Annotated in this window: 15 protein-coding genes and 1 pseudogene; 12 read left to right on the forward strand and 4 right to left on the reverse strand. The window is 67.2% G+C overall.

The genetic code is table 11. The annotated features are described in order from the left end of the window. The first annotated feature begins 3 nt into the window (after positions 1-3). The 8 genes from AC1Q5S_RS03775 (at position 4) to AC1Q5S_RS03810 (ending at position 7,540) form a co-directional block, all read left to right on the forward strand. Positions 4-1,083 (forward strand): methionyl-tRNA formyltransferase, encoded by a 1,080-nt coding sequence (locus AC1Q5S_RS03775; RefSeq protein ID WP_422203763.1) that lies wholly within the window; start codon positions 4-6, stop codon positions 1,081-1,083. Beyond that, on the forward strand, positions 1,080-1,901 hold the full coding sequence (locus tag AC1Q5S_RS03780) for an AzlC family ABC transporter permease (protein WP_303833647.1): 822 nt from the start codon (positions 1,080-1,082) through the stop codon (positions 1,899-1,901). The genes AC1Q5S_RS03775 and AC1Q5S_RS03780 overlap by 4 nt, the downstream gene beginning before the upstream one ends. Further along, entirely contained in the window at positions 1,898-2,233 is a 336-nt protein-coding gene (locus tag AC1Q5S_RS03785) for an AzlD domain-containing protein (RefSeq protein ID WP_303833646.1), read from the forward strand. The genes AC1Q5S_RS03780 and AC1Q5S_RS03785 overlap by 4 nt, the downstream gene beginning before the upstream one ends. Positions 2,234-2,328: 95 nt before the next feature. Next, the gene (locus AC1Q5S_RS03790; RefSeq protein WP_303833645.1) at positions 2,329-3,528 is read left to right on the forward strand and encodes a phosphoglycerate kinase; all 1,200 of its coding nucleotides are present in this window, start codon (positions 2,329-2,331) and stop codon (positions 3,526-3,528) included. Between the two features lie 81 nt (positions 3,529-3,609). Next, positions 3,610-4,434, forward strand: a complete 825-nt coding sequence (gene pyrF / locus AC1Q5S_RS03795; RefSeq protein ID WP_303833644.1) for an orotidine-5'-phosphate decarboxylase — start codon at positions 3,610-3,612, stop codon at positions 4,432-4,434. A gap of 133 nt (positions 4,435-4,567) precedes the next feature. Continuing rightward, positions 4,568-5,461 carry a LysR family transcriptional regulator gene (locus tag AC1Q5S_RS03800; RefSeq protein WP_303833643.1) on the forward strand — a complete coding sequence of 298 codons (894 nt, stop codon included), beginning with the start codon at positions 4,568-4,570 and terminating at the stop codon, positions 5,459-5,461. A 115-nt stretch (positions 5,462-5,576) separates the two neighbouring features. After that, complete coding sequence (locus AC1Q5S_RS03805) at positions 5,577-6,557, forward strand: Bug family tripartite tricarboxylate transporter substrate binding protein (RefSeq protein ID WP_303833642.1); 981 nt, start codon at positions 5,577-5,579, stop codon at positions 6,555-6,557. After that, the gene (locus AC1Q5S_RS03810) at positions 6,554-7,540 is read left to right on the forward strand and encodes a M14 family metallopeptidase (RefSeq protein ID WP_422203759.1); all 987 of its coding nucleotides are present in this window, start codon (positions 6,554-6,556) and stop codon (positions 7,538-7,540) included. Before AC1Q5S_RS03805 ends, AC1Q5S_RS03810 begins: the two co-directional genes overlap by 4 nt. A gap of 94 nt (positions 7,541-7,634) precedes the next feature. On the opposite strand, the gene AC1Q5S_RS03815 is transcribed toward AC1Q5S_RS03810, so the two are convergent. Beyond that, complete coding sequence (locus AC1Q5S_RS03815) at positions 7,635-8,567, reverse strand: EamA family transporter (RefSeq protein WP_303833640.1); 933 nt, start codon at positions 8,565-8,567, stop codon at positions 7,635-7,637. Between the two features lie 561 nt (positions 8,568-9,128). Beyond that, a pseudogene (locus AC1Q5S_RS03820) lies at positions 9,129-9,822 on the reverse strand (aldehyde dehydrogenase family protein); the annotation flags it as partial. Between AC1Q5S_RS03820 and AC1Q5S_RS03825 the strand changes: the two are divergent. After that, positions 9,800-9,886: a hypothetical protein gene (locus AC1Q5S_RS03825; protein WP_492238405.1), complete on the forward strand. Its 87-nt coding sequence runs from the start codon at positions 9,800-9,802 to the stop codon at positions 9,884-9,886. The pseudogene AC1Q5S_RS03820 and the gene AC1Q5S_RS03825 overlap by 23 nt on opposite strands. Before the next feature lie 27 nt (positions 9,887-9,913). Here the strand turns inward: AC1Q5S_RS03825 and uvrA are convergent, their stop codons facing one another. Further along, positions 9,914-12,961, reverse strand: coding sequence for an excinuclease ABC subunit UvrA (gene uvrA / locus AC1Q5S_RS03830; protein WP_492238406.1), 3,048 nt, complete (start codon positions 12,959-12,961; stop codon positions 9,914-9,916). A 227-nt stretch (positions 12,962-13,188) separates the two neighbouring features. On the opposite strand from uvrA, the gene AC1Q5S_RS03835 reads away from it, so the two are divergent. The 3 genes from AC1Q5S_RS03835 to AC1Q5S_RS03845 all read left to right on the forward strand — a co-directional run bounded on the left by AC1Q5S_RS03835 (position 13,189) and on the right by AC1Q5S_RS03845 (position 16,095). After that, positions 13,189-14,376, forward strand: a complete 1,188-nt coding sequence (locus AC1Q5S_RS03835) for an MFS transporter (RefSeq protein ID WP_422203826.1) — start codon at positions 13,189-13,191, stop codon at positions 14,374-14,376. 118 nt (positions 14,377-14,494) lie between these two features. After that, positions 14,495-15,034 carry a single-stranded DNA-binding protein gene (gene ssb / locus AC1Q5S_RS03840; RefSeq protein ID WP_303837887.1) on the forward strand — a complete coding sequence of 180 codons (540 nt, stop codon included), beginning with the start codon at positions 14,495-14,497 and terminating at the stop codon, positions 15,032-15,034. Positions 15,035-15,300: 266 nt separating this feature from the next. Continuing rightward, entirely contained in the window at positions 15,301-16,095 is a 795-nt protein-coding gene (locus AC1Q5S_RS03845) for a PEP-CTERM sorting domain-containing protein (protein ID WP_303837889.1), read from the forward strand. A 116-nt stretch (positions 16,096-16,211) separates the two neighbouring features. Here AC1Q5S_RS03845 and mnmA read toward each other — a convergent pair whose 3' ends face one another. Continuing rightward, complete coding sequence (mnmA, locus tag AC1Q5S_RS03850) at positions 16,212-17,360, reverse strand: tRNA 2-thiouridine(34) synthase MnmA (RefSeq protein ID WP_422203567.1); 1,149 nt, start codon at positions 17,358-17,360, stop codon at positions 16,212-16,214. Positions 17,361-17,592 lie beyond the last annotated feature (232 nt).

Genomic DNA, 17,592 nt, shown 5'->3' on the forward strand with positions numbered 1-17,592 from the left:
TTCATGAACATCATCTTTGCCGGAACCCCCGAATTCGCCCGTATTGCCTTGCAGCGCCTGCTGGACGCCGGATTCACCGTCCCTCTCGTCCTCACCCAGCCCGACCGCCCCGCGGGCCGGGGCATGAAACTGCAGGCCTCGCCCGTCAAGCAATGCGCACTGGAGCATGGCATTGCGGTGGCCCAGCCCCGCAGCCTGCGCCTGGATGGCAAATTTCCAGAAGACGCCGCGGCCGCACGCGACGCCTTGCGGGCCGCCCAGGCCGATGCGATGGTGGTGGCCGCCTACGGCCTGATCCTGCCGCAGTGGGTGCTGGATGCCATGAGCGCCGCCCGGCCGCCCGAAGGCGCGAAGGCCCCCTCGGGGGGCAGCGAACCACGCGCAGCGGGGAGCGTGGGGGCCAGGGGTCTGGGTTGCCTGAACATCCACGCCAGCCTGCTGCCGCGCTGGCGCGGCGCCGCCCCCATCCACCGCGCCATTCAAGCGGGCGATGCCGAGACGGGCGTCACCATCATGCAGATGGATGCCGGCCTGGACACGGGCGCCATGCTGCTGACCGAACAACTGGCCATCACCCCCCGCGACACCACGGCCTCGCTGCACGACCGGCTGGCCCACATGGGCGGCCGGCTGATCGTGGAGGCCCTGGAGCTGGCGGCCTGCGGCGGCCTGCAGCCGGTGGCGCAGCCGGCGCAGGGCGTGACCTATGCCCACAAGATCGAAAAATCCGAGAGCACGGTGGACTGGTCGCTGCCAGCCGAGGTGATCGGCCGGCAGATCCGGGCCTTCAACCCTTTTCCCGGTGCAAGCACCACGCTGGGCACCGAGACCATCAAACTCTGGGACTATGAACTCCATAGCCATCAGGGCACACCGGACAAGCGCTACGGCCAGATCTTGTCCGCAGACAACACAGGGGTGCTGGTGGCCTGCGGCGAAGGCGCCCTGCGCCTGACCAGCCTGCAGCGGTCCGGCGGCAAGCGCTTGCCCGCCTCCGAGTTCCTGCGCGGCTTCCCGCTGCAACCCGGCATGGTGCTGGGGGCCGAGCCTCCCGCGCCAGCGATCACGCCCACGGGCCCATGAGTATCACGCCGGTCCGCCAGACCCTGCGCCACCCGGCGTTTCGCCTGGCCATCACCGACATGGCCGGCACCTCGCTGGGTCTGGCCGCCTGGGCCATGGTGACGGGCGTGGCCATGGTCAAAAGCGGCATGTCGGCGTCCATGGCGATTTTCATGTCACTGCTGGTGTATGCCGGCAGCGCCCAGCTGGCCGTGATTCCGCTGCTGGCCACCGGGGCGCCGCTGTGGGTGGTCTGGCTCACCGCGTCGTGCGTGAACCTGCGCTTCGTGATCTTCAGCAGCCTGTGGCGCAGCTACTTTGCGCACCTGCCGCGGCGCTGGCGCGTGACCATTGGCTACTTCAGCGGCGACGTGATCTTCGTGGCCTTCATGAAGCGCTTTCCGGCACCGCAGCCTGCGCCCGACCAGCTGCCCTATTTCTGGGGTGCCGCCGTCACCAACTGGCTGGCCTGGCAGGTGCCGTCGATTGCCGGCATCCTGCTGGCCAACGCCGTGCCACTGTCCTGGGGCCTCGGGTTTGCCGGTGTGCTGGCGCTGCTGGGGGTGCTGCTGTCGCTGCTGTTCGACCGCGCCACCTGGCTGGCCACGGGGGTGGCCGCCACCGCCGCCATTGCCGCGTTTGCGCTGCCGCTCAAGCTCAACATCCTGGTGGCCATTGCCGCTGCAGTCACCGTGGGGCTGCTGATCGAGGCCGTGGACCGGCGCCGCCACAAGCCCGAGGTGCTGCTGGTGCCGGCCGACAGCCGGATCACCGCCGATGGGCTCGAACAGGTCGAAGCGGGCGACGCCGTGGCACTGCGCGAGGAGCAGCATCCATGAACGGGGATGGACTGGAAGCCTTTGTCGCGGTGATCGGGCTGGCCTTGCTCACCGTGCTGACGCGCTCGTTCTTCATGATCCCCGAGCGCGAGCTGCCCCTGCCCGACTGGCTCAAGCGCGGGCTCAAATATGCGCCGCTGGCGGCGCTCACGGCCGTCATTGCGCCCGAGATATTCATGTCGCACGGCGAGCTCATCGCCACGCTGCAAGACGCGCGCCTGCCCGCCGTGCTGGGCGCCGTGGCCTACTATTTCTGGCGCCGCGGCATCCTGGGCACCATCGTGGTGGGGATGCTGGTGTATCTGCCGCTGCACATCGGCTGGGGCTGGTAAGCCGGCAGGCCCCGCAGCAGGGCGGAACGGGGCAGGGGCCGGGCGCCTAAAATGACAGCCCCGTTACACGTGCCCCCTTCGCGAGCTACTTGCCCATGAACATCCTGCGTTTTTCCGACCTGTGCGCCCAGAACCAAGTCCGTGGTCAGCGCGTCTTCATCCGTGCGGACCTGAACGTGCCGCTGGACGCCGCCGGCCACATCACCGAAGACACCCGCATCCGCGCCTCGATTCCTTGCATCCGCATGGCCCTGGACGCGGGTGCCGCCGTGATGGTGACCAGCCACCTGGGCCGCCCCACCGAAGGCGCGTTCCAACCCGAAGACTCGCTGGCCCCCGTGGCCCGGCGCCTGTCCGAGCTGCTGGGCCGCGACGTGCCGCTGCTCGCCAACTGGGTGGACGGCGTCACCGTGGCCCCGGGGCAGGTGGTGCTGCTGGAAAACTGCCGCGTCAATGTCGGCGAAAAGAAAAACAAGGAAGAACTGGCCCGCAAGCTGGCCGCCCTGTGCGACATCTTCGTGAACGACGCCTTTGGCACAGCCCACCGCGCCGAGGGCACCACCTATGGCATCGCCCAGTACGCCCCTGTGGCGTGCGCCGGTCCGCTGCTGTCGGCCGAAATCGACGCCCTGACCAAGGCCCTGGCCCAGCCCCAGCGCCCCCTGGCGGCCATCGTGGCCGGCTCCAAGGTGTCCACCAAGCTCACCATCCTGCAAAGCCTGGCCGACAAGGTGGACCAGCTGATCGTGGGCGGCGGCATTGCCAACACCTTCATGCTGGCCGCCGGCCTGCCCATCGGCAAGAGCCTGGCCGAGCCCGACCTGCTGGACGCCGCCCGGTCGGTGATGGCCGCCATGAAGGCCCGCGGCGCCGAGGTGCCGATTCCCACCGATGTGGTCACCGCCAAGACCTTCGCCGCCGACGCCCCCGCCACCATCAAGGCCGCCACCGATGTGGCCGACGACGACCTGATCCTGGACATCGGCCCCCAGACCGCCGCGCGGCTGGCCGCCCAGCTCAAATCGGCCGGCACCATCGTCTGGAACGGCCCCGTCGGCGTGTTCGAGTTCCCGGCCTTTGAAAACGGCACGCGCGAGATCGCCCAGGCGATTGCGCAATCGCCCGCCTTCAGCATCGCAGGCGGCGGCGACACCCTGGCGGCCATCGCCAAATACGGCATCGAGCAGCAGGTGGGCTACATCTCCACCGGCGGTGGCGCCTTCCTCGAAGTGCTCGAAGGCAAGACCTTGCCGGCGTTCGAGATCCTCGAAAAACGGGCCGCTGCGCAGTCCTGAGGGACGCACTGAACCAGGGCCGTTGCGACGGCCTTTTTTCTGCGCACCTTCACCCTGCCTGGCCCGCCTAAAATTGCGCCCATGACCTTCCTCGACATGCTGCGCAATGCCGCCACCCAGAACAACTCGATGCTCTGCGTGGGACTGGATCCTGAACCCACCCGGTTTCCCGCCGGCATGCGCGGCGACCCGCACAAGATCTACGATTTTTGTGCCGCGATTGTGGACAGCACGGCGGATGTGGCCTGCGCCTTCAAGCCCCAGATTGCCTACTTTGCAGCCCACGGCGCCGAAGACCAGCTCGAGCGCCTCATGCAGCACATGCGCTGCAACGCGCCCCAGGTGCCGGTGATCCTGGATGCCAAGCGGGGCGACATCGGCTCCACCGCCGAGCAATACGCCAAGGAGGCCTTCGAGCGCTATGGCGCGGATGCCGTCACGCTCTCGCCCTTCATGGGGTTTGACTCCATCGAGCCCTACCTGGCCTACCACGGCAAGGGGGCGTTCCTGCTGTGCCGCACCTCCAACCCCGGCGGTGACGACCTGCAAAACCAGCGCCTGGCCAGCATCGAGGGCCAGCCCCTGCTGTACGAACATGTGGCCCGTCTGGCCCAAGGCCCCTGGAACCGCAATGGCCAGCTCGGCCTGGTGGTGGGCGCCACCTACCCCCAGGAAATCGAGCGCGTGCGCAGCATTGCGCCCACGCTGCCCCTGCTGATCCCCGGCGTGGGGGCCCAGGGCGGCGATGCCGTGGCCACGGTGCGCGCCGGCCTGCGCCCGGACGGCCCCATCATCGTGAACTCGTCACGGGCCATTCTGTATGCATCGGGCGGCGACGATTTCGCCGCCGCCGCGCGCCACGAAGCGCTGCGCACCCGCGCCGTGCTGCAGGCGGCAGCCGGCTGAGCTGCATGGCACCCCTGGCGGCCCCCGCTGCGCCTGCGTGCCGGCAGGGCCTTGCCTGTCCTCGGCATCCGCAGCCGCCGCCGTTGCCCACCCGCAGGGCCGATTTCGCACACGGGCATGCAGCCCGCAGGCCATGCAGCTGAAATGGCTGGACGACTTCATCACGCTGGCGCAGGAGCGCAGCTTCACGCGCGCGGCCGAATTGCGCCATGTCACCCACCCCGCGTTCGGGCGACGCATCCGCGCCCTCGAAGCCTGGGCCGGCACGCCCCTGGTGGAGCGCGGCGGAGGCCCGGTCACGCTGACCCCTGCGGGTGCCAGCCTCCTCGAAACCGCGGCCCAGCTGGTGCGCAACCTGGACCAAACGCATGAGGAGCTGCAAAGCCTGGCCGGGCGCCACGGGCGCACCGTAACGCTGACCACGGGCCGCACCCTGGCCCGCACCGTCGTGGCCGACTGGCTGGTGCACCTGCGCCCCGTGCTGCAGGATGGCGAACTGCGCATCCTGACGCGTGCGCTCGCTGACACCGTGGCCCTGCTGGAGCGCGGTGAAGCCGATTTCTCGCTCGTCTACCACCACCCGGCGCTGGCCGTCGCACTGGACGCGCGGCAGTTCACCCATGTCACGCTGGCGGCAGACCGGCTGGTGCCGGTGTCTCGGGCCACGGCCGAAGGGCGGGCCTTGCACAGTTTCGCCCAGGCGCAGCCCGTGCCCTACCTCGCCTACGCGCCCCAGCTGGCGCTGGGGCGCCTCGTCGAGGACCATCTGGCGCACAACCCCCACGCCCCGCGCCTGCAGCGCCTGGTGGAATGCGACTCGGCGGATGCCCATTACGAATACGTGCAAAAAGGACTGGGCGTGGCATGGCTGCCCTGGTCCATGGTGCATGCCGACTGCAAGATCGGACGCCTGGCCCCTGCGGGCAGCCCGCGCATGGAAGTGCATTTTGATGTGCGCCTGTACCGGCCCAAGCGCCACCTGGGACCGCTGGCCGAGGCCGTATGGCAGGCCGTCACGCTGCGCTGACCTGCGCAGATGGCGGTTGGGGTGGCTCATATTTGCACCAGCTCGTGCCGTTTCAGCACGAACAGGCAGCAGCCACCTTCTCACAATGGAGTATTCCACCACAAGGACCCACGCCATGCACTCCACCACACCCTCGCGCCGCACCGCTCTGGCCTGCGGCCTGGCCTTGCTGGCCTGCGGTCCCGCAGTTGCCCAGGAAACGGCTTACCCCAGCAAGCCCATCACCATCGTCGTGGGCTATCCGCCGGGCGGCAGCACCGACCTGACGGGCCGGGTGGTGGCCACCGAGCTGAGCAACCGCCTGGGCGTGCCGGTGGTGATCGAGAACATTGGCGGCGCCGGCGGCGCCATCGGTGCGCAGAAAGTGGCCAGCGCCGCACCCGACGGCTATACCCTGCTGGTGGGCGCGAGCAACGAGATCGCCATCAACAAGCTGGTGACCAAGAAGGTCAAGTACGACATCAAGGACTTCACCGCCATCGGCCTGATCGCCTCGCAGCCCCTGGTGCTGGTGGCGTCCCCCGGCGCCGGGGTGAAGAGCCTGGCGGAATTCACGCAGAAGGTTTCGAAGAACCCCGGCAAGTTCAGCTACGGTAGCTCGGGCGTGGGCACCTCGCTGCACCTGGCGGGCGAGATGGTCAAGGAGCAGGGCAAGCTGTTCATGACACACATTCCCTACCGGGGCGTGGCGCCGCTCACCAACGACCTGATGGGCAACAACCTGGAGTACGGCGTGTTCGTGCTCTCCAGCGGGCTGCCGCACATCAAGAGCGGCAAGGTGATTGCCTTGGGCACCACCGAAGCCAAACGCTCGGCAGCCACACCGGACATTCCGGCACTGGCCGAATCGGCCCAGTACAAGAACGTGGACATCGGCGTGTGGTTTGCCCTCATGGCCCCGGCCAACCTGCCCAAGCCCGTGACCGACAAGCTCAGGAAAGCCTTGGCCGAAGCCTTGCAGGCACCCGAACTGCGCAAGAAGCTGGAGGCCAGCGGCTCCACGGTGTCGGCACCTGGCGTGAACATCGACAGGTTCCTGAGCAGCGAAGTGGCCAAGTACAAGAAGATCGTCGAATTCGCCCGGATCGAGGAATGATGCCCATGGCCCTGACTTTTGACCTGTCCGCACCCGCCCTGGGCCCCTGGCGCGCCGGCAACACCGGCACCGAGGGCGTCTGGCACTTCGACTCGGGCCAACCGGGTCGCCACGTGATGATCAGCGCCCTGGTGCATGGCAACGAACTGTGCGGCGCCTGGGCGCTGAAAGGGCTGCTTGAATCCGGGCTGCGGCCGCGGCGGGGCCAGCTCACACTGGCGTTCTGCAACCTCGAAGCCTTCGACCGGTTCGATGCCACCGACCATGACGCTTCCCGCTTCACCGACGAAGACCTGAACCGCCAGTGGCTGGACGAGCGCATCAACGCCGGCGACACCCGCGAACGCCGCCGCGCCGCAGCCCTGCGGCCCTTCGTGGCGCGCGCCGACTGGCTGCTGGACATCCACTCGATGCACGAGCCCTCGGCCCCGCTGCTGCTGACCGGCATGCAGCCCCGCAACCTTGCGCTCGCGCGCACCATGCGCTCGCCAGAGCACGTCGTGATCGATGCGGGGCACAAGGATGGTGTGCGCATGCGCGACTATGGCCGCTTCGGCCTGCCCGACGGCGGCGGCCCGGGCCAGGGCGGTGACACGCGCTCGCTGCTGATCGAATGCGGCTTCCATGGCGATCCGGCCAGCCGCACCGTGGCACAGGACCAGTGCGTGCGCTTTCTGGCGGCCGCTGGCGTCCTGGATGCCGCCGAGCTGGCGCACTGGCTGCCCGGCTGGCAGCAGCCCGATGCACCCCGCCAGTGGGCGCTGGAAGTGACCGGCCCGGTGGTGGCACGCAGCAGCGGCTTCCGCTTCACCGAGGGCTTCACGGGGCTGGAACTGATTGCGCAGGCCGGCACCGTGATTGGCGGCAACGACGGCGAGCCCGTCACCACGCCCTACGACGATTGCGTGCTGGTGATGCCATCCACCCGCCAGGCGCGCGCCGGCGTCACCGTGGTGCGCTACGCACGCCGCCGGCCCCTGTGAGACCTGAAGCACCTGCGCACAGGCACCCTCCCCGGGGCTTGCGCATCAGAATGCTATAGATTAAATAGCTTCATGCAATTGAATGGCAAGCACTTCAGGCATTCTTCTTGCCCATTCGCGGCCCCAGCACCACACACGCCAGGGCCAGCACCACGCAGGCCACGCCCGCCCATTGCCAGGCCGTGATGGCCTCACCCAGCACCCCCATGCCTGCGGCAATGCCAACCAGCGGAACACCCAGGCTGAAGGGTGCCACGCGGTTGGCCGGGTAGCGCTTGAGCAAGGTGGTCCACATCCCGTAGCCCAGCACCGTGGCGGCCCAGCCCAGATACGCCAGCGACAGCCAGGCCACCAGCGGCACGGCAGCCCAGGTGGTCGGATCGAGCCAGCGGCTCGCATCGGGGTCCAGCCAGAGCGACAGCAGGGTGAAGGGCAGCACCGGCACCAGGCTGCTCCAGACCACGAACGAGAAAGGGTCGTAGCCCGGCGAGGCTTGCTGCGCCAGGCGCGAGACGATGTTCGACGCGGCCCACCAGGCCGCAGCGCACAGCGTCAGCAGCAAGCCGGCCAGCGTGGTGCCCGCCGCGGCATCACCCGGCTGCACGTAGTTCATCGCAAAGCACAGCAACCCCAGCCCCGCCAGCACAAGGCCCAGCACCAGCGGCCGGCCGGGGCGCTCGTGCAGCACCGCAAAACCGAACAGCGCTGTGAAGAACACCTGCGTCTGCAGCAGCACGCTGGCCAGCGCCGCCGTCATGCCCATCTGCAGTGCCACAAACAAGAAGCCGAACTGCCCCACGCCCTGGAAGCTGCCAAACAGCAGCACCCAGCGCCAGTGCATGCGCGGCGCCCGCACCAGCAGCACCAGGGGCACCGCCGCCCACAGGTAGCGCAAGGCGCCCAGCTGGAAGGGCGTGAAGCTGCGCAGGCCCCACTTCATGGCCACGAAGTTCACGCCCCAGAGCACCACCACCGCCAGCGCGGCCAGAAGATCGCGGCCCCGCATCGGCCCCGGCGCAGCAACCATTTGCCGCCTTACTGCGCAACGCGCGCCGCTTCGTCGGCCCAGCGCAGGACGATTCCCCCCTGGATGCGGCCGGATGGCGATGGTGCGCCACAGCTGGCCAGAAAGCGCAAGGTGATGGAATGCATGCCGGGGGATCTCCGCGAAAGGGACGCCGGACATTATTCACCAACGCCTGCAGCCTGCCGATAGTCGCCCAGGCCGCCGGCCCGCTGCCGCCATCGCCTGATGTGAGTCAGTACCACTTTGCGCGAGCATCCATGCATTGCGTTACGGATGGTGAAGCCCCGCATGGCTTTGCCCTCGTGGCCAGCGAGGTGCGCAGCCTGGCCGGGCGCAGTGCCGAGGCAGTACCCTGGCGGACCGTGCCGGAGCCACGATGAACGAGGTGGTGGGCGCCATCCGCTGCGTGACCGGCATCGTGGGAAAAATCAGCACCCAATGAGCATTTGAGGCTGTTTTGAGCATTGTTTTTCGCTGTTCAACAGCGGTGACGATGGAACGCCCCGTTCGCCTTCCATTGCCAGCTCCCCTTTGCGTTGATCTCGCATCCATCCGACGGGATCAGAAGAATCCCAATTTGTTTTCGCTATAGCTGACCAACAGGTTTTTCGTTTGCTGATAGTGGTCCAGCATCATCTTGTGCGTCTCACGCCCGATGCACGATTCCTTGTAGCCGCCAAACGCCGCGTGCGCGGGGTAGGCGTGGTAGCAGTTGGTCCACACGCGCCCGGCCTGGATCGCGCGGCCCATGCGGTAGGCCACGTTGCCGTTGCGGCTCCACACACCGGCACCACAGCCCGTACAGCGTATCATTGGCCAGGGCTTCGGCTTCGTCCTTGAAGGTGCTCACCGCCAGCACGGGGCCGAAGATTTCTTCCCAGCGCCTTCCTGCTTGCCCAGGTCCAGGTACGACAGGCTCTTGGTGAGCTGCTCCTTGCTGGCCTGTGCGCCCATCATGCTGTGGGTGTCCAGCGGGTTCTGGTGCTGGATGGCAGCCACGCGCTTGAGCACACGCTCCAGTGGCGGGGATGAGGTTGTTGGCGGCTGCCTGGGCAATCACGCGGCCCGTGCTGGTGGAGCCGGTGAAAGCAATCTTGGCAATGCGCTTGCTCGTGGCCAGCGGCATGCCCGCCTCACGGCCAAAGCCGTTGACGATATTGAGCACGCCGGGGGGCAGCAGGTCGGCAATCCGCTCGGCCAGGAGCGGCAACCTGTCACAGGCAGCGCGCCAGCTGGGCATCAGCCGCCAGACGCTGTACCGCAAACTGGCTTCACGCACGCATCGAGTAGGTATCAATCAAGCAGCTTGCGACGCTTGATGGAGATGCGCGAGAAGCCATTTTTCATCAAGATGACGTCCCCAAATACGGCGCCAGATACTGCCCCGTATGGCTGGCCGGGTTGGCCGCCAGTTCCTCGGGCGTGCCCACGCCCACCACGGTGCCGCCGCCCGCGCCGCCCTCGGGGCCCATGTCGATCAGCCAGTCGGCGGTTTTGATGACGTCGAGGTTGTGCTCGATGATGACGATGGTGTTGCCCGCATCGCGCAGCTGGTGCAGCACCTTGAGCAGCAGGTCGATGTCGGCAAAGTGCAGGCCGGTGGTGGGCTCGTCGAGGATGTAGAGCGTGCGGCCGGTGTCGCGCTTCGATAGCTCCTGCGCCAGCTTCACGCGCTGCGCCTCGCCGCCCGAGAGCGTGGTGGCGCTCTGGCCCAGGCGGATGTACGAAAGCCCCACGTCCAGCAGCGTCTGCAGCTTGCGCGCGATGGTGGGCACATCCTTGAAGTAGGCCGCAGCGTCTTCCACCGTCAGCTCCAGGATCTGCGCGATGTTCTTGCCCTTCCACAGCACTTCGAGCGTCTCGCGGTTGTAGCGCTGGCCGTGGCACACGTCGCAGGGCACGTACACGTCGGGCAGAAAGTGCATCTCCACCTTCACCACGCCGTCGCCCTGGCAGGCCTCGCAGCGGCCACCGACCACGTTGAAGCTGAAGCGCCCGGGGCCGTAGCCGCGCTCCCTGGCGGTGTTGACCTCGGCCATCAGCTCGCGAATCGGCGTGAACAAACCGGTGTAGGTGGCCGGGTTGCTGCGCGGCGTGCGGCCGATGGGCGACTGATCGACGTTGATGACCTTGTCGAAGTATTCGATGCCCACGGTCTCTTCGTGCGGCGCAGGCTCGTCGTGCGCGCGGTACAGCTGGCGCGCCACGGCTTTGTAAAGCGTGTCGTTGACCAGCGTGCTCTTGCCCGAGCCCGATACGCCCGTCACGCAGGTCAGCAGCCCCACGGGAAAGTCCGCCGTCACGTCCTTCAGGTTGTTGCCCGTGGCGCCTGCCACGCGCAGCGCCTGCACGGCGCCCTGGCGGGCATGGTGCTCGGCCATGCGCTCGGCGCGGCGCTTGCTGGCCTCGGTTTGCGGAAAGCGCGACTTGGCCTTGGCCTCGACCACCGGCGCGGCCTGCTCCAGCACCGGCAGCCAGGGCGTGCGGCGCTTCGGGACGGCAATGGTGCGCGCGCCCGACAGGTACTGGCCCGTGAGCGACTGCGCATTGGCGCGCACTTCGTCGTACGTGCCCTGCGCCATCACGCGCCCGCCGTGCACGCCGGCGCCGGGGCCCATGTCGATCACCTGGTCGGCGGCGCGCATCATGTCTTCGTCGTGCTCGACCACGATCACGCTGTTGCCGATGTCGCGCAGGTGCTGCAGGGTGGCGATCAGCCGGTCGTTGTCGCGCTGGTGCAGGCCGATGCTGGGCTCGTCGAGCACGTACATCACGCCTGTGAGGCCCGAGCCAATTTGTGACGCGAGGCGGATGCGCTGCGCCTCGCCGCCCGAAAGCGTTTCGGCGCTGCGGTCCAGGCTCAAATAACTCAGGCCCACGTCGTTCAGAAACTGCAGCCGCGTGGCAATCTCGCGCACCACCTTGTCGGCAATCTCGGCCTTGGCACCGGTGAGCTTCAGGTCGTTGAACCAGGCATGCGCATCGCTGAGCGTGGCGCGGCTCACCTCATAGATGGCGCGGGCCTGCGCGCCCTCGCCCAGCTTCACATGGCGGGCCTCGCGGCGCAGGCGCTGGCCCTGGCATTCGGGGCAGGGCTGGGTGCTGCGGTAGCGGGCCAGGTCCTCGCGCACCACCACCGAGTCGGTCTCGCGGTAGCGGCGCGCCATGTTGGGCAGGATGCCCTCGAACACATGCTTCTTGACGACGGCTTTGCCCTTGGAGGCGCCGCTGTCCATGATGTAGCTGAAGGCGATTTCTTCCTCGCCCGAGCCTTGCAGGATGGCCTGCTGCACCGGCGCGGGCAGTGATTCGAACGGCGCCTCGATGTCGAACGCGTAGTGCCTGGCCAGGCTCTCCAGCATGGCAAAGTAGTAGCCGTTGCGCCGGTCCCAGCCCTTGATGGCGCCGCTGGCCAGGCTCAAGCTGGGAAAGGCCACCACGCGCGCCGCGTCGAACACCTCGCGCTGGCCAATGCCATCACAGGCCGGACAGGCGCCCATGGGCGAGTTGAACGAAAACAGGCGCGGCTCCAGCTCGGCCAGCGCATAGCTGCACACCGGGCAGGCAAATTTGCTGCTGAACAGGTGCTCCTGCCCCGTGTCCATCTCCAGCGCCAGCACGCGGCCGTTGCCCTCGTGCCCGCCTACGCGCAGCGCGGCCTCGATGCTCTCGGCCAGTCGCTGCTGCAGGTCGGCGCGCACTTTCACGCGGTCGATCACCACGTCGATGTTGTGCTTCTCGGTTTTCTTCAGCTGCGGCAGGTTCTCGTGCTCGTAGATCTGGCCGTCCACCCGAAAGCGGATGTAGCCCAGCGCCTGCATCTGCGCAAACAGCTCGGTGAACTCGCCTTTTTTCTCGCGCGCCACGGGTGCCAGCACCATGAGCTTGGTGTCCTCGGGCAGGGCCAGCACGGCGTCCACCATCTGGCTCACGGTCTGCGCGGCCAGCGGCTGGCCGTGGTCGGGGCAATACGGCGTGCCCGCGCGGGCGTACAGCAGGCGCAGGTAGTCGTGGATCTCGGTCACCGTGCCCACGGTGGAGCGCGGGTTGTGGCTGGTGGCCTTTTGTTCGATGGAAATTGCGGGCGACAGGCCCTCGATCAGATCGACATCGGGCTTGTCGAGCCGCCCCAGGAACTGCCGCGCATAGGCCGACAGGCTCTCCACATAGCGCCGCTGGCCCTCCGCATACAGCGTATCGAACGCCAGGCTGGATTTGCCCGAGCCCGACAACCCCGTGATCACCACCAGCTGGTTGCGCGGGATATCGAGGTCGATGTTCTTGAGGTTGTGCGTGCGCGCCCCGCGGATGCTGATGCGCGCCTGCGCCAGGGCATGTCCCAGGTAGAGACCCGGGGACCCGGAAGGCTGGTCATCGGCAGGACGTTGGGGCAGGGAAGGGTTCACAGTGGAGCGCACGCCAGAAAGCAGAAAAACCCACCATGATAGTGACGCGGGGCCTTCCATGCAGGGCGCCGTCCGGGCAGCCTGTGCGCGGATCGCGGACAATCAAACGCTTTATCGCTTCTGCGGCCCAGGCCCACCGGCCCCTTTTGAGCGTGTCTGACATTACCGTGCCCCCCCCAACCTCTTCGCCCACCCCCGCAAACCCCTCCACGGCCATGACGCCGCTGGAGCGCCGCTCCAGCATCAGCCTGGCGCTGATCTTTGCGCTGCGCATGCTGGGCCTGTTCCTCGTGCTGCCGGTTTTTGCCCTGGAAGCGCGCAAATACCCCGGCGGCGACGACCCCGCACTGGTGGGCCTGGCCATGGGCATCTATGGCCTGACCCAGGCCGTGCTGCAGCTGCCGCTGGGCATGGCCTCCGACCGCTTCGGGCGCAAGCGCGTCATCGTGCTGGGCCTGCTGGTGTTTGCGGCGGGCAGCCTGCTGGCGGCGCTGGCCGATTCGCTCACCGGGCTGCTGGTGGGCCGGGCGCTGCAGGGCGCCGGGGCCGTGTCGGCCGCCGTCACCGCCCTGCTGGCCGACCAGACGCGCGACGCCGTGCGCACCAAGGCCATGGCGCTGGTGGGCGGCAGCATTGGCCTGATGTTTGCCGTGGCGCTGGTGGCGGCCCCCGTGCTCACGGCCCATATCGGCCTGGCCGGTCTGTTTGGCCTGACTTGCGCCCTGGCGCTGGCCGGTGTGGCCGTGGTGCTGTGGTGGGTGCCGGCAGAGTCGGCCGCGCACCAAAACGCGCCGCGCGGCCGCCTGGCCGATGTGTGGCACCACCCCGATCTGCTGCGCCTGAACCTGGGCGTGTTCGTGCTGCACACCGTACAGCTGTCGATGTGGGTTGCGGTGCCCGCCATGCTGGTGCAGGCCGGCCTCGGCAAAGACCAGCACTGGCAGGTGTACCTGCCGGCCGTGGTGCTGTCGTTCGTGGCCATGGGCGGGCTGTTTGCGCTGGAGCGGCGCGGCCGCCTGCGCGGCGCCCTGCTGGGCGCGATTGCGCTGGTGCTGCTGGTGCAGCTGGGCCTGGGCGCGCTGGCCGCCAGCGGCACCACGCCCACGCTGTGGGTGCTGGGGCCGCTGATGTTTCTGTTCTTTTGCGGCTTCAATGCGCTGGAGGCCAGCCAGCCCAGCCTGGTCTCGCGCATGGCGCCGGCGCCGGTGCGCGGCGCGGCGCTGGGCAGCTACAACACGCTGCAGTCGCTGGGGCTGTTTGCCGGCGGCGCACTGGGCGGCGCGCTGGTGAAATGGGCCGGCGCCCCCGGGCTGTTTGCCGCCACCGCCGCCTTGACCGCCCTGTGGCTGGCGTTGACCTGGCCCCTGCAGCCCGTGGGCCGCAACGCCGGCGGCGGGCACTGAAATATGGCCCTGCCGCAGGCCGTGAGCGCAGCCTCCGGTTGCGGCACAATGCAGCTTTTTGGCGCCTGGAATTCCCTCAAATCCGGCGCTTTCACCCTTTGAAGGCAAAGACACCACCATGGCATCCATCAACAAAGTCATCATCGTCGGCAACCTGGGCCGCGACCCTGAAATGCGCACTTTTCCCAGTGGCGACCAGGTGGCCAACGTGACCATTGCCACCACCGACAAGTGGAAAGACAAGCAGACCGGCGAAATGAAGGAAGCCACCGAGTGGCACCGCGTGGTCTTCAACGGCCGCCTGGCCGAGATCGTGGGCCAGTACCTGCGCAAGGGTTCGCAGGTGTATGTCGAAGGCAGCCTGCGCACGCGCAAGTGGACCGACCAGGCCGGCGTGGAAAAGTACAGCACCGAAATCCGCGCCGACCAGATGCAGATGCTGGGCGGCCGCCAGGGCATGGGCGGCCAGGGTGGCGGCCATGACGACGGTGGCTACGGCGGCGACCAGGGCGGCGGCTACGACGCCCCACGCCGTGCGCCCGCCCCCATGCAGCAACGCCCCGCAGCACCCGCCCCCCGGCCCGCACCCGCCCCCGTGGCGCAGGCCCCACGCGCGGCCTCGGGGTTTGACGACATGGATGACGACATTCCCTTCTAAAACCCATCAGCCACCAATGACAACGGGTGCCTTCTGGCACCCGTTGTCATTGGAATCATCGCGCTCAGATTGTGGCGTTTCCCACATGCCCTGGCTGAATGCAACAGCGCGGCTGTCGAAATCTTTTACAGACGACCGGCCATGGCGCCACCACTGCGTTACAACCCACTGATTTCAAATCATTTTCATGACTCGGCACGAGTTATGCGTGACTTTTCCTGACAAGGGATTTCATCCCGAAATCTCAAATCACCAGGAGAGCTATCATGCTGAAATCCATGTTTGTGGCAGCAATGACCGCTGGCATGCTGGCTGTGCCAATCGCAGCAACAGCCGCCCCCGTGACACAGCTGATTCACTTCGATGACGCCAACAACGGCTGGAGTTGGTACAGCGACGCGGATAAAAACTTCCTCTTCAACCCCACCAACCTTCAATCCTCCGTGCTGTGCGCCGACTCCACGAGCGGCGGCAACGGCAGTTGCGTGATCGAGGCCACGCAAGGCGTGCTGCCATTGATGACGCGTCCGACGACAGGGCCGCAGAGCCAGGGATCACCGACCGAGGCGCCGATAGTCTCGGGGTACGAGATGTTCACCTTGGATTCGTTCTATTTCCTGCTGACGGGCAACGGTACAGGTGCGGAAAATGCGATCACGGTGACGGGCGGCACGGGAACGACACCAGGTTTGAATGCGGTGAACACCTTCACCTTTGCCTTGGGCACGAATTGGGATGGCCTTCCGCTGCCAGATGTCACGTTCTATGACGGTGTCAACGCAGGCAACCTGGCCGGCGACCTGTTGAGGCAGACCGGCTACATCGTAAGCTTCGGCAACTTGTTCCAGGACGTCACCTGGATGCAGTTCTCGGCGCCGACCACCGCACAGATACGGCTCGACTGCGTCGTCGCCACATTCGACGGCACCACCACGCAACCCGCATCGGGTTTCAGCAACGGCTGTGGAACCACCAACCAAGTACCAGAACCTGGAACGCTTGGCCTGCTGGCTCTGGCGCTACTGGGCCTCGGCTTCATGGGATTGCGCAGGTCAAACTGACTTTCTAGCGAGAGATTCGGGCGCCGGGGCCAATTGCCCCGGCGCCCGCCTATCTGGCGAACCATTGGCAACGCTGGACCGCGCTCTTGCGGTACGCGCGGGCTTGGTGGCTGCGTTCAGTCGGCCACCGCCGCAATCACGCCACCGCCCAGGCAGACCTCGCCGTCGTAGAGCACAGCACTCTGCCCCGGCGTGACGGCCCATTGCGCCTCGGGAAACTCCAGTAGAAAACCGGCGCCCGCCGCGCTCACCACGGTGCAGGCCGCGTCCTGCTGGCGGTAGCGCGTCTTAGCGGCATAGGCGCCGGGCGCGGGCGCCTGGCCCGCGCACCAGCTGGCGTCCTGGGCATCGAGCCCGTGCGACAGCAGCCAGGGGTGGTCATGCCCCTGCACCACGCGCAGCACGTTCTTTTCCAAATCCTTGCGCGCCACGAACCAGGGCTCGTGCTCGCCCACGCCGCGCTGGCCGCGCTCCAGCGCCGCCTTCAGCTCGGCGCCCCTGGCCTTCACGCCGCCAATGCCCAGGCCCTGGCGCTGGCCCAGGGTGTAGAAGCTCAGCCCCACATGCTGGCCCAGCGTGCGCCCCCGGTCGTCCTGGATGGGGCCGGGCGCATGGCTGATGTAGCGGTTCAAAAACTCGCGGAACGGCCGCTCGCCAATGAAGCAGATGCCGGTCGAATCCTTCTTCTTGGCATTGGGCAAGCCAATTTCTTCGGCAATGCGCCGCACCTCGGTCTTGTGCAGCTCGCCCACGGGGAACAGCGTTTTCGACAGCTGTGCCTGGTTCAGCCGGTGCAAAAAGTAGCTCTGGTCCTTGCTTGGATCGAGCCCCTTGAGCAGCTCGAACAGGCCGGTACCCGCGTTCTGCCGCACGCGGGCGTAATGCCCGGTGGCGATCTTCTCGGCTCCCAGGCGCATGGCGTGGTCCAGAAAGGCCTTGAACTTGATCTCGGCGTTGCACAGCACATCGGGGTTGGGCGTGCGCCCCGCCTGGTACTCGCGCAGAAACTCGGCGAAAACGCGGTCCTTGTAGTCAGCGGCAAAGTTGACGTGTTCTATCTCAATGCCGATCACGTCGGCCACGGCGGCAGCGTCCACGAAGTCGATGTTGGACGAGCAGTATTCGCTGTCGTCGTCATCCTCCCAGTTCTTCATGAAGATGCCGACCACCTCGTGGCCCTGCTGCTTGAGAAGATGGGCGGTGACGGCGGAGTCCACGCCCCCCGAGAGGCCGACGACAACGCGCTGTTTGGTAGGGGCAGTCATTGGCCTGATTGTATTTTTTATGCACAGGCCGCTCTGCGTGAGGGTGGATAACGCGTAGCGGCAAGGTGGGCATGCGCCCGGCAGGACTTCCTATGGGCGGCTATCGGCCAAAACCGGATGTTCGGTGCCCGTGCCCGGAAGCCGCCGCTCCGCACTGCTCGAATCGCAAGAAAACATTGTGGTCGTCTACAAGACTGCTGTCTCGCTCGTGACCACACGCGGCGCACGCCGA

Source organism: Acidovorax sp. GW835-FHT14B10 (assembly GCF_058793725.1).

What these genes read in the sequence shown, in the direction of transcription:
- AC1Q5S_RS03775 (WP_422203763.1), top strand. Translation starts at nt 4, where the DNA reads ATGAACATCATCTTTGCCGGAACCCCCGAATTCGCCCGTATTGCCTTG.
- AC1Q5S_RS03780 (WP_303833647.1), top strand. Translation starts at nt 1,080, where the DNA reads ATGAGTATCACGCCGGTCCGCCAGACCCTGCGCCACCCGGCGTTTCGC.
- AC1Q5S_RS03785 (WP_303833646.1), top strand. Translation starts at nt 1,898, where the DNA reads ATGAACGGGGATGGACTGGAAGCCTTTGTCGCGGTGATCGGGCTGGCC.
- AC1Q5S_RS03790 (WP_303833645.1), top strand. Translation starts at nt 2,329, where the DNA reads ATGAACATCCTGCGTTTTTCCGACCTGTGCGCCCAGAACCAAGTCCGT.
- pyrF (WP_303833644.1), top strand. Translation starts at nt 3,610, where the DNA reads ATGACCTTCCTCGACATGCTGCGCAATGCCGCCACCCAGAACAACTCG.
- AC1Q5S_RS03800 (WP_303833643.1), top strand. Translation starts at nt 4,568, where the DNA reads ATGCAGCTGAAATGGCTGGACGACTTCATCACGCTGGCGCAGGAGCGC.
- AC1Q5S_RS03805 (WP_303833642.1), top strand. Translation starts at nt 5,577, where the DNA reads ATGCACTCCACCACACCCTCGCGCCGCACCGCTCTGGCCTGCGGCCTG.
- AC1Q5S_RS03810 (WP_422203759.1), top strand. Translation starts at nt 6,554, where the DNA reads ATGATGCCCATGGCCCTGACTTTTGACCTGTCCGCACCCGCCCTGGGC.
- AC1Q5S_RS03815 (WP_303833640.1), bottom strand. Translation starts at nt 8,567, where the DNA reads ATGGTTGCTGCGCCGGGGCCGATGCGGGGCCGCGATCTTCTGGCCGCG.
- AC1Q5S_RS03835 (WP_422203826.1), top strand. Translation starts at nt 13,189, where the DNA reads ATGACGCCGCTGGAGCGCCGCTCCAGCATCAGCCTGGCGCTGATCTTT.
- ssb (WP_303837887.1), top strand. Translation starts at nt 14,495, where the DNA reads ATGGCATCCATCAACAAAGTCATCATCGTCGGCAACCTGGGCCGCGAC.
- AC1Q5S_RS03845 (WP_303837889.1), top strand. Translation starts at nt 15,301, where the DNA reads ATGCTGAAATCCATGTTTGTGGCAGCAATGACCGCTGGCATGCTGGCT.
- mnmA (WP_422203567.1), bottom strand. Translation starts at nt 17,360, where the DNA reads ATGACTGCCCCTACCAAACAGCGCGTTGTCGTCGGCCTCTCGGGGGGC.